Source organism: Janthinobacterium foliorum (assembly GCF_978021625.1).
This window is the reverse complement of record NZ_CDXDQE010000007.1, coordinates 110,985-120,661: the sequence shown is the minus strand read 5'-3', so window position 1 is coordinate 120,661 and position 9,677 is coordinate 110,985. Positions and strand designations below refer to the sequence as shown.

10 protein-coding genes are annotated in these 9,677 nt (G+C 70.0%); 4 read left to right on the top strand and 6 right to left on the bottom strand.

Features of this window, described 5'->3' with window-relative positions:
- Positions 1-4: 4 nt before the first annotated feature.
- Genes ACZ92H_RS16170 through ACZ92H_RS16160 form a run of 3 tightly spaced genes read right to left on the bottom strand, consistent with a single transcriptional unit; the run spans position 5 to position 2,285 of the window.
- Positions 5-979, bottom strand: coding sequence for a FecR family protein (locus ACZ92H_RS16170; RefSeq protein WP_465050171.1), 975 nt, complete (start codon positions 977-979; stop codon positions 5-7).
- Positions 980-987: 8 nt separating this feature from the next.
- Complete coding sequence (locus ACZ92H_RS16165) at positions 988-1,557, bottom strand: RNA polymerase sigma factor (protein WP_465050172.1); 570 nt, start codon at positions 1,555-1,557, stop codon at positions 988-990.
- On the bottom strand, positions 1,554-2,285 hold the full coding sequence (locus ACZ92H_RS16160; protein WP_465050173.1) for a hypothetical protein: 732 nt from the start codon (positions 2,283-2,285) through the stop codon (positions 1,554-1,556). The genes ACZ92H_RS16165 and ACZ92H_RS16160 overlap by 4 nt, the downstream gene beginning before the upstream one ends.
- 209 nt (positions 2,286-2,494) lie before the next feature.
- On the opposite strand from ACZ92H_RS16160, the gene ACZ92H_RS16155 reads away from it, so the two are divergent.
- Genes ACZ92H_RS16155 through ACZ92H_RS16145 form a run of 3 tightly spaced genes read left to right on the top strand, consistent with a single transcriptional unit; the run spans position 2,495 to position 5,354 of the window.
- Positions 2,495-3,511, top strand: a complete 1,017-nt coding sequence (locus tag ACZ92H_RS16155; RefSeq protein WP_465050174.1) for a M14 family zinc carboxypeptidase — start codon at positions 2,495-2,497, stop codon at positions 3,509-3,511.
- The gene (locus ACZ92H_RS16150; RefSeq protein WP_465050175.1) at positions 3,508-4,314 is read left to right on the top strand and encodes an alpha/beta fold hydrolase; all 807 of its coding nucleotides are present in this window, start codon (positions 3,508-3,510) and stop codon (positions 4,312-4,314) included. Before ACZ92H_RS16155 ends, ACZ92H_RS16150 begins: the two co-directional genes overlap by 4 nt.
- A complete protein-coding gene (locus ACZ92H_RS16145; protein ID WP_465050176.1) occupies positions 4,305-5,354 on the top strand; it encodes a serine hydrolase domain-containing protein in 1,050 nt (349 codons plus the stop codon). Before ACZ92H_RS16150 ends, ACZ92H_RS16145 begins: the two co-directional genes overlap by 10 nt.
- A gap of 36 nt (positions 5,355-5,390) precedes the next feature.
- Here ACZ92H_RS16145 and ACZ92H_RS16140 read toward each other — a convergent pair whose 3' ends face one another.
- Both ACZ92H_RS16140 and ACZ92H_RS16135 read right to left on the bottom strand, forming a co-directional pair.
- Positions 5,391-6,527 (bottom strand): YbfB/YjiJ family MFS transporter, encoded by a 1,137-nt coding sequence (locus ACZ92H_RS16140; protein ID WP_465050177.1) that lies wholly within the window; start codon positions 6,525-6,527, stop codon positions 5,391-5,393.
- The gene (locus ACZ92H_RS16135; RefSeq protein ID WP_465050261.1) at positions 6,524-7,399 is read right to left on the bottom strand and encodes a LysR family transcriptional regulator; all 876 of its coding nucleotides are present in this window, start codon (positions 7,397-7,399) and stop codon (positions 6,524-6,526) included. The genes ACZ92H_RS16140 and ACZ92H_RS16135 overlap by 4 nt, the downstream gene beginning before the upstream one ends.
- Positions 7,400-7,486: 87 nt before the next feature.
- Here ACZ92H_RS16135 and ACZ92H_RS16130 point away from each other — a divergent pair, with 87 nt between their 5' ends.
- Entirely contained in the window at positions 7,487-8,548 is a 1,062-nt protein-coding gene (locus ACZ92H_RS16130) for an NAD(P)H-dependent flavin oxidoreductase (protein WP_465050178.1), read from the top strand.
- A 21-nt stretch (positions 8,549-8,569) separates the two neighbouring features.
- Here the strand turns inward: ACZ92H_RS16130 and ACZ92H_RS16125 are convergent, their stop codons facing one another.
- Complete coding sequence (locus ACZ92H_RS16125) at positions 8,570-9,661, bottom strand: agmatine deiminase family protein (protein ID WP_465050179.1); 1,092 nt, start codon at positions 9,659-9,661, stop codon at positions 8,570-8,572.
- Between the last annotated feature and the right edge of the window lie 16 nt (positions 9,662-9,677).

Below are 9,677 nucleotides of genomic sequence, written 5' to 3'. Positions count from 1 at the left end.
CGCATCAACTCAGCAGCACGATGCCGCCCGGCAGGCTGGTCATGTCCGCGCCCGTCAGGTCGCGTATCATCGCCAGCGCGCCATCCATCTGGGTGATGGAAAAGCGCATGCGCACGAGACGCCGGCCCAGTTCGGGATTGCGCAGCAGCACCTTGCCGGGCCGGTAGCGGTTGATTTCGGCCACCACCTCGGCCAGCGGCTTGCCAACAAAGGACAGCGCGCCCGTGCGCCAGGCGCTGACGTCGCTGGCGGCCACCATGCCGGCCGCCTGCACGCCCTGTTCGTCGTACACCAGCTGCTGGCCCGCATCGAGCGTCCGGCGGCGGCTTTGCCAGACGACGTCGACGGCGCCGGCCAGGCAGGTGACGCAGACGGCGTCGTCCGTGTGGCGCACATTGAAGCGGGCCGACTGCGCCAGCAAACGCCCCACCCCCGCCTGCACCGTGACGGGCTGGCGCGCGCCGCTGGCGAGGATTTCCGCCTCGCCGGCCAGCAGTTCGATCGATTCCTGCGCGGTCACATTGATGCGCGTCTGCGTGTTCATCTGCACCGTCATCTGCCGCGACAGGGCCAGCTGGCGCTGCTCGCCCGTGCCCGTGCGGTAATCGGCGCCGAGTTCCTGCAGCGATGGCCAGGCGCCCAGGGGCGGACGCAGGGCCAGCGCGGCCACGCCGGCGGCCAGCGCGCCGCCGAGGAAGACGCGGCGCGCCGGCCTGGCGGGAAACGCCAGCACGGCGGCCCGCGGCGGCGCCATCCCTTGCAGCGCCGGATCGAGGGCCTGCCATACCCGTTGCACTTCGCGCCAGGCGCGCGCATGCGCGGGGCTGCGCGCGCACCAGGCGCGCAAGGCGTCGGCATCGGCGCGCGTGAAATCGGCCGAGCGCAGGCGCGCCCACCAGGCGTCGGCTTGCTGGCCGATGGCCGCATCGCTGTCGGCCACATCAGGAAAGTCGCGGGGATCGCGGTTGGAACTGTTCATGAGCATTTTCAATATTTACGCCGGCCCGACACATCGCTGCGCTGGGCCGCATCGGCATCGGCCATGCACGTTCTACAGTGTTGCATGGCGGCCTGCAATTCTTTCTTCACCATCGCCACGGAAATGCCGAAGCGCTCGGCGATTTCCTCGTTGAGCAAGCCGTCGACCCGCGCGCCCGTCAGGATGGCCCGGCGCCGCGGCGACAGGCTGGCCAGGGCCGCGTCGAGCGCCTGCACGTCGAGGCGCGCCGAGACGATGCGCGCCGGGTCGGCGATGTCGTCGGCAAACGCCTCGGCCTCGCCGAGATGCATCAGCTCGTCGCGTTCGCGCTCGGTGACGATGATCTGGTCGCGGCGGTAGGCGTCGGTGGCGATGTTGGCCGCCATGCGCAGCAGGTAGGCGTCGGGATTGTGCACGCTGGCCGGCTGCGCCATGGCTTCCAGGCGCAGCCAGGTTTCCTGCAGCGCATCGGCCGCGTTGTGCTGGCAGCCGACGACGCGTTCGAGGCGCCAGCGCAGCACGGCATAGCGCGCGCTCAGGTGCCGCTTCAGCTTGGTGCGCAGGTCGGGCAGGCTCATGGCGCGTTCCTGCCCGCCGCGCCGGCGGCGCAATCGACTTCGCTGCCCGGCCCTTCCGGCAGCAGCAGGATGGAGACGGGCTGCGGCATGGACGGCGCAGGCCCCGCGCCCACCTGCATGCCCAGCACCAGGCGCGCGATGGCCTTGTCGCGCGCGGGCAAGCCGGTGGTATCGAGCAGCTGCACGCGGTCCACGACGCCGGCGCGGTTCAGGTACAGCTGCAGCGCCAGGCGGTAGCCGCCTGGGCGCGTCTGCGCCGCGCGGCACAGCAATCCCAGCAGCACGTGCTGCAGCCGGCTCACGTAGGCCGCCACCTCGCCGCCTTGCTGCGCGCCGGGGATGTCGGCGGCGGCCACGTGGGCCGCCTGCGGCAGCGCGGCGGCGGGCGCGCCGGCGGGCGCATACACGATGACGGCTTGCGCGTCGGACTGGCGCGATTGCAGGCCCGTGCCCGCCAGCAGGGCCTGCAGGGCCGCGCCGGCCGCCTGCGGGCCGCGCACGGCGGCAGACTGGCGCTGCGCATAGCGCTGGTCCATCAGCACGGCGATGCCCGTGCGGCGGCTGTACAGGTCCAGGGCATCGCCCAGGTTTTGCGCGGGAATGTCGAATTGCCACACGCGGCCGTCAAGGGGCTGCGCCCGCACGGGTCCCGCCGCGGCCAGGAAGCCCAGCAGCACCAGGCATCCGGCCAGCGCAAGCACATGGACGGATGCCGGGCTGCCTGTCATATCGCTCTCTTGTCGCTATCGTGTGAAGAGTGGAACAGGACGCAGGACGGTGTTTTCAATTAATAAGTCTTGCGTCAACTGCAACAGACTACACAGCAAACATGACGGCTTCGTGACATGCTTGGCAACAATAAATTTCGTCATGCGGGACGTCGGGCATGGCCCGGATTTCGGCTACACTGGCCGCTACTCTTCCTTTCAGACGCCTGATGATCGAAAAGAATCTGCCCGAGCTGGTCATGCTGAAGCGCCTCATCGACGACGGCGGCAACCATCTGGAAGTGGCCGCGCCCTGCAGCATCGCCATGGATGGGCGCCAGTTTCCCGTGTATACCATTGCGCTGGGCAATCCCAGTCCCGACGTGCCCGTTCTCGGCTTCTTTGGCGGCATCCACGGCCTCGAACGCATCGGCACGCAGGTGCTGCTGTCCTTCCTGGAAAGCGTCATTGCGCGCCTGCGCTGGGACGCCACCCTGCACCAGCAGCTGGAAACCATGCGCCTCGTCTTCATGCCGCTGGTTAATCCGGGCGGCATGTGGCAAGCCACGCGCAGCAATCCGCGCGGCGTGGACCTGATGCGCAACGCGCCGCTGAGCGCGCGCGAAAAAGTGCCGTTCATGCTCGGCGGACAGCGCTACAGCCCGCGCCTGCCCTGGTACCGCGGCGCGGCCAATGCGCCGATGGAGGCGGAAAGCCGGGCCGTGTGCGACCTCGTCGAGCGCGAACTGCTGTCGCGCCAGTTCAGCATGGCCCTCGATTGCCATTCCGGCTTCGGCTTGCGCGACCGCATCTGGTTTCCCCACGCGCATACCAAGGTGCCCATCGCCCACCTGGCCGAGATCGGCGCCCTGGAAGAACTGTTCAGCCAAAGCTATCCGAACCACAACTATGTATTCGAGCCGCAGAGCAGGCAATACCGCACGCACGGCGACCTGTGGGACTATCTGTACCTGAACGGCACCAGCTACAGCGGGCGCGTCTTCCTGCCGCTGACCCTGGAAATGGGCTCCTGGCTGTGGGTCAAGAAAAACCCGCGCCAGCTGTTCAACCGGGTCAGCCTCTTCAATCCCACGGCCGCGCACCGCCTGCAGCGCGTGCTGCGCCGCCATCTGGTGTGGTTCGATTTCCTCATGCGCGCCGCCAGCAGCCACGGCCGCTGGGTGCCGGAAGGCCTGGCGAGAAAGGCCCAGCGCCGGCGCGCGCTCGCGCAATGGTATGAATCATGAGCGGGCCGCAAAACTGGATACTGCTGCGCGGCCTGATGCGCGAACAGCGCCACTGGGGCGGCTTTCCCGCCGTCCTGGCCAGCGCCCTGCCCGGCACCCGCATCCACACGCCCGACCTGCCCGGCAATGGCACGCGGCACGGCGAAGCAAGCGCCACCTGCGTGCGCGACATGGTGGAATCCTGCCGCCAGGACTTGCTGGCGCGCGGCATCCCCGCCCCATATCACTTGCTGGCCCTGTCCCTGGGCGGCATGGTGGCCGTGGAATGGGCGCATCGCTACCCACAGGAAATCGCCCGCTGCGTGCTGCTCAACACCAGCATGCGCCCGTACAGCCCGTTTTACCGGCGCCTGCGCTGGCAGAATTACCCGGCGCTGCTGCGCCAGCTGTTCCTGGGCGACCGGCGCAGCCAGGAAGCGCTGATCCTGCGCCTGACCAGCCGCCGGCATGCGGCGGGCCAGGCGGCGCTGCTGGACGACTGGTTGGGCTACCAGCAGCAATACCCCATCAGCCGCCGCAATGCGCTGCGCCAGCTGCTGTCTGCCGCCCGCTACCGCGCCCCGGCGATCCGCCCGGCCATGCCCGTGCTGGTGATGGCCGGCGCGCAGGATCAACTGGTCGACCACCGCTGTTCGCTGCAGCTGGCGCGCGCCTGGCAAGCCGATTGCCTGATCCACGGCGAGGCGGGCCACGACTTGGCGCTCGACGCAGGGCCGTGGGTGGCGCAGTCCGTGGCGCGCTGGCTGGGAGTAGCGGCGGCGGAGCAAAATACGACAAGCACGGCACAATCATCATGCAGATAAACGCACTGAGCACCCCATTGACGACGCTGCTTGAGGCGGGCGTACAGGAACAGATTTTTCCAGGCGCGGCCTGGGCCGTGGGCACCCTGGAACACGGCGTGACGGGCGCGGCCGGGCGGCTCACGCCCGAACCCGCCAGCGCCGCCATGCAGGCCGACACCGTGTTCGACATCGCGTCCCTGACCAAGATCATCGGCATCTGGTCGCTCGTCGGCTGGCTGGTGCGCCGCGAGCGCCTGCGCCTGGACGACCGGCTGGCCGACGTGCTGCCCGGCACGGCCGGCTATGCGCTGGCGCCCGTCACCGTGTTCCAGCTGCTGACCCATACGGCCGGCTTGCCGCTGCGCGCCCGCCTGCGCGCCAGCTATGGCGAGGTGCATGCAGACATCGTGCGCGGCGTGCTGCGCGAGCCGCTGGAAGGCGTGCCGGGCCAGGCCGTGGAATACACGGACCGCGCGGCCCTGATCCTCGGTTTCGTCATCGAGCGGCTGCTGGGCATGCCTTTGGACGAGGCGCTGGAAGAACATGTCCTGCGTCCGCTGGGCATGGCCGCCACGCGCTTCGGCCCCTTGGCGCCAGGGCACGGCAAGCTGGTCGCGCCCACCGAATACTGCGAGGAGGCAGGCGCCCATCTGTGCGGCACGGTGCATGATTTTTCGGCCCGCCTGCTGGGCGGCGTGAGCGGCATCTCCGGCCTGTTTTCCAACGCGCCGGACCTGCAGCGCTTCCTGCGGGCCATGCTGGCGGCATCGCCGGACCAGCCTGGCGGCGTGCTGGACGCCGCCTGGGTGCGGGCATCGCTGACGGTGCAAACGGGCAGCTTGCGTCCGGCGCGCGGCCTGTTCTGGCACCCGGCGGCAGGCACCGGACCGGAAGACGACGTCTGGTGCCACCTGGGCTTCACCGGCACGGCCATGTGGCTCAGCCCGCGGCGCGGCCGCTATGGCGTGCTGCTGACGAACAAGCTGTACTACACGCGCGACTCCACCCGCATCAACGGGCTGCGGCGCGAGTTCATGCGCTGCGCGTTCGGCCTCTGAAGCGCGGGCGCCCGACCAGCTCCCGGCGCGGGCAGCTTACAGGCGCAGGCTGACGGCGATGGCCAGCAGCAGCGCGCCGGCGGCGACCAGCAAGGCGCTGGCGAACGAGTGCGAGCGCGCATGCAGGCTGTCGGCCAGCACGGGGCCGATGATCTGGCCGATGCCGTAGACGAGGGTCATGGTGGCCATCATGCGCGCGCCGAACCGGCCGGCATTCTTCGCCGCGCGCTGCGCGGCCGGCATGGCGATGGTGACGGTGCCGACAAAGGTGCCGCCGACAAGGGCGGCGCTGAGCAGGTAGCCGGCGGCCGATGGCGCCAGGGCCGGCAGCGCCACGCCGGCCGCCTGCAGCAGCAGATTGAGGCGCAGCGCGTGGCGCGTGCCCAGGCGTTCATGCAGGCGGTGCCACAGGAAGCACGACGGCGCGGCGCCTAGGCCGAACACGGCCCACACGTGGGCCGCATTCAACGCCGGCAAGGCGGATTGCACCAGCACGGGCAGGTAGGTGGCGGTGACGATATAACCGAGTCCGGCCAGGCCGTAGATCAGCACCAGCGGCCAGGGCTGCACGGGCGGCATGGCGGCGGCCGGCTGCAGCGGTTCCTCCAGCGTGGCCTGGCCGCTGGCGACGAGGCCCGGCGCGGCGGCCAATCCCAGCAGCGCGGTGACGCCGGCCAGCAGCAGCCACATGCCGCCGCTGTGCCAGCCCAGATGGCCCGCCAGCACTAGCAGTTCGGCCGACAGGGCTATCCCCGCGCCCACGCCCGCATACAGCAGCGGCGCGCCGCGCGCATGGCGCCGCCGTTCCAGCAGCCACAGCGACGCGGCCACCATCGACAAGGCGCTGAAGACGCCGGCCGCGCCGCGCACGGCGACGATGAGCCAGACGGGCATGGCCAGGGCCAGCGCGCCCAAACACAGCACCGTGCCGGCGACGGACCACAGGCACAGGCGGTGGGCGCTGTGCGCGCGGGCCCGCACGGCCAAAATGGCGCCCAGCAGATAGCCCGCGTAATTGGCCGAGGCGGCCAGGCTGCCGTCGCGCAAGGTCAGCACCCCCTCCCCCACCATGTGTGGATAGATGGCCGTGAAGGCGAAGCGGCCAAAGCCCATGCCGATGGCCAGGATCAGCGCCGCCTCGATGGCCGGGCGCAGCCGGGCGGCGGCGCTCACGGGGCTGCCTCGCCCAGTTGCGCCTGCAAGTGCCGGAACGCGGGCAAGTCAAAGCCGGCGCGCCAGACCAGCAAGGTATCGACCTGGCCCACGGACAGCGCGGGCAGCGAGGCGGGCGCGTCGGACAATTCGAGCACGCTGGCCGGCAGCAGGGTCACGCAGGCGCCGGCCGCCACGCAGGCGATCATGGTGTGATACGAGTTCATTTCCTGCACGCGCCAGTCCGTCGATGCGGCGATGCCCAGCGTGTCTTCCGCCATGGCGCGGTAGGTGCAGCCTTGCGGAAACGCCGCCAGCGAGCGCGTGCGCACGTGCGCCGGGTCGCGCGCGGACGCTTCGCTGGCCGGCAGCAGCAGGCACAGCTCTTCGCGCCAGACGGCTTGCGCGGCCAGGCCCAGCTCTTCCAGGGCGGCTGGCCCGGTGAACGCGGGCGGCAAGGCAACGAAGGCGCAGTCGAGCAGTCCCGTGCGCACTTGCTCGAGCAGGGGACGCGACGGCCCCGTGCTCAGCGCCAGGCGCGTGGCCGGATGGCGCGCGTGATACGCGGCCAGCAGCGGCGGCAGGCGGCTGGCGGCCGTGCTTTCCATGCTGCCCACGCGCAAGGCGCCCCCCTCCGCGCCGCCCGCGACGACGTGCCGCGCTTCTTCCTCCAGCGCCAGCAGGCGCTGCGCATAATCGAGAAAGCGCCCGCCCGCCGCCGACAGGGCCATGCGCTTGTTGGTGCGCACGAACAGTTCGGCGCCGATATCGGCCTCCAGCTGCTGGATGCGCGTGGTGACGCTGGACGGCGCGCGGCCCAGGCGGGTGGCGGCCTGGGTGACGCTCAGTTCGCTGGCCACGCAGCAAAAGATCTTCAGGGATTCGAGGTCCATCATATTCTTTATTTGAAAACGATTGTGCTATTATATTCTCAAATTAAGAATTATGAGCAGGCTCCTCAACGTCATGAAGGAAACATCATGAGCACCTCCCAGTCATTCCTCCGCCGCCTCGGCTTGCAGCACCCCATCATCCAGGCGCCGATGGCGGGCGTTTCCACGCCCCGCATGGCGGCGGCCGTCTCGCAGGCGGGAGGCCTGGGATCGCTGGCCATCGGCGCCGGCACGCTGGCGCAGGCGCGCCAGATGATCGAGGACACGCGCGCGCTGACGGACCGGCCCTTCAATATCAATGTGTTTTGCCATGCCCCTGCCGTGCGCGATCCGCGGCGCGAAGCGGCCTGGCTGGCCCACCTGGCGCCCCTGTTCGCCGAGCTGGGCGCGGCCGCGCCGGCCGTGCTGGAGGAAATCTACCCCAGCTTTCTTGGCAATGACGCGGCGTATGCCCTGTTGCTGGAGCAGCGTCCCGCCGTCGTCAGCTTTCACTTCGGCCTGCCGGCGCCGCAGCAGATCGCTGCCCTGCGCCAGGCCGGCATCTGCACCATGGCCACCGCCACCAGTGTGCGCGAAGCGCTGCTGATCGAGCAGGCGGGCGTCGACGCCATCGTCGCGCAAGGCGTGGAAGCGGGCGGCCATCGCGGCGTCTTCGAGCCGCAGGCGCCGGACGAGCGCCACAGCACCACTGTCCTGCTGCGTCTGCTGGCGGGCCGCACCCGCCTGCCCCTCATCGCCGCCGGCGGCATCATGGATGGCCAGGGCATCCGCGCCGCGCTGGACCTGGGCGCCGCGGCCGCCCAGCTGGGCACGGCCTTCGTGCTGTGCCCGGAATCGTCGGCCAACGCCAGCTACCGCGCCAACCTGCAAAGCGAGCGAGCCGCCAGCACGCGCCTGACGGCCAGCCTGTCGGGACGCCTGGCGCGCGGCATGCTCAACCGCTTCATCGAATACGCGGAAGCACCGGGCAGCCCCCTGCCCGCCGACTACCCCGTCGCCTACGACGCGGCCAAGCAGCTCAATGCGGCGGCCAGCCAGCACGGCAACAGCGAATTTGCCGCGCAATGGGCGGGCCAGGGCGCGCCGCTGGCGCGCGCCATGCCGGCGGCGCAGCTGGTGTCCGCCCTGGCCGCGGAAATGGCGGCCTGATTCCGTCCGGATGCGCCACGCTCACGCCGGCTGCTGCTGCGTGGTGCAGTGAATGCCGCCCCCGCCGGCGGCGATGGCGTCGATGTTTAGCTGCACGATGTCGCGCCCCGGGAAGTGTTCGCGCAGCATGGCTTTGGTATTGCGGTCGGCGGCCGCATCGCCGAATTCCGGGCACAGCACGGCGCCGTTGCAGACATAGAAATTGATGTAGCCGGCGGCGAAGTCCTTGTTTTCATGGCGCGGCCGCACGCTCCCCGGCCCCGGCAGCACCACCACCGTCAGTGGGCGCCCGCGCGCATCCGTGGCCTTGCGCAGGATGTCGAGGTGGCGCTGCGTGACGGCCCGCTCGGGCGAGGACGGGTCGCTTTCAAAGCCGGCCGCGACGACGCCGGGCGCGCAGAAGCGGGCATAGAAATCCGTGTGGCCGTCGGTGATGTCCTGGCCGGCGATGCCGGGCAGCCAGATGACTTTCTCGATGCCCAGCAGGCGGCGCAGTTCCCGTTCGCATTGCGCCTTGCCGACGCCGGGATTGCGGTTGGGGTTCAGCACGCAGCTTTCCGTGATGATGGCCGTGCCCTGGCCATCGACTTCGATGCCGCCCCCTTCCAGCACCAGGCTGCTTTCCAGCACGGCGACGCCGGCGCGCCCCGCGACAAAGCCGGCCACGAGCGCATCGTCGTCATGGTCCTGTTTTTCACCCCAGCCATTGAAATTGAAATTCACGCCGGCCAGCGCCCCGCCCGCCTGTTTCACGAAGACGGGGCCCGTGTCGCGCATCCAGAGGTCATCGATGGGCTGTACCAGCAGCTTGACCTTGTTGCCGCACAGGCGCGCGGCCACGTCGTAGTCTTCCTCGTTGACCAGCATGTGCACGGGTTCGACGCTGGCGATCGCCCGCGCGATGCGCGCCAGGTCGGCCTGCGCGCCCGCCTTCAGGCGCTTGCCCCACACCTCGTCATTGGCGCCAAAGGCCATCCACGTGGCGGCGTGGCGCTCGCCTTCGTCGGGCATGCGCCAGCCGCCGCCTGCCGCCAGTGCCGGCAAGGCTGCCAAGCCCGTGGCGGCGCCCGCCGCCAGGCCCATGGCGGCGGAAAGAAAATGTCGTCGCTGCATGCTGTTCTCCTTGATA

Excerpts from the sequence above, each read along its gene's own strand:
- ACZ92H_RS16170 (WP_465050171.1), bottom strand. The coding sequence starts at position 979 with ATGAACAGTTCCAACCGCGATCCCCGCGACTTTCCTGATGTGGCCGAC.
- ACZ92H_RS16165 (WP_465050172.1), bottom strand. The coding sequence starts at position 1,557 with ATGAGCCTGCCCGACCTGCGCACCAAGCTGAAGCGGCACCTGAGCGCG.
- ACZ92H_RS16160 (WP_465050173.1), bottom strand. The coding sequence starts at position 2,285 with ATGACAGGCAGCCCGGCATCCGTCCATGTGCTTGCGCTGGCCGGATGC.
- ACZ92H_RS16155 (WP_465050174.1), top strand. The coding sequence starts at position 2,495 with ATGATCGAAAAGAATCTGCCCGAGCTGGTCATGCTGAAGCGCCTCATC.
- ACZ92H_RS16150 (WP_465050175.1), top strand. The coding sequence starts at position 3,508 with ATGAGCGGGCCGCAAAACTGGATACTGCTGCGCGGCCTGATGCGCGAA.
- ACZ92H_RS16145 (WP_465050176.1), top strand. The coding sequence starts at position 4,305 with ATGCAGATAAACGCACTGAGCACCCCATTGACGACGCTGCTTGAGGCG.
- ACZ92H_RS16135 (WP_465050261.1), bottom strand. The coding sequence starts at position 7,399 with ATGGACCTCGAATCCCTGAAGATCTTTTGCTGCGTGGCCAGCGAACTG.
- ACZ92H_RS16130 (WP_465050178.1), top strand. The coding sequence starts at position 7,487 with ATGAGCACCTCCCAGTCATTCCTCCGCCGCCTCGGCTTGCAGCACCCC.
- ACZ92H_RS16125 (WP_465050179.1), bottom strand. The coding sequence starts at position 9,661 with ATGCAGCGACGACATTTTCTTTCCGCCGCCATGGGCCTGGCGGCGGGC.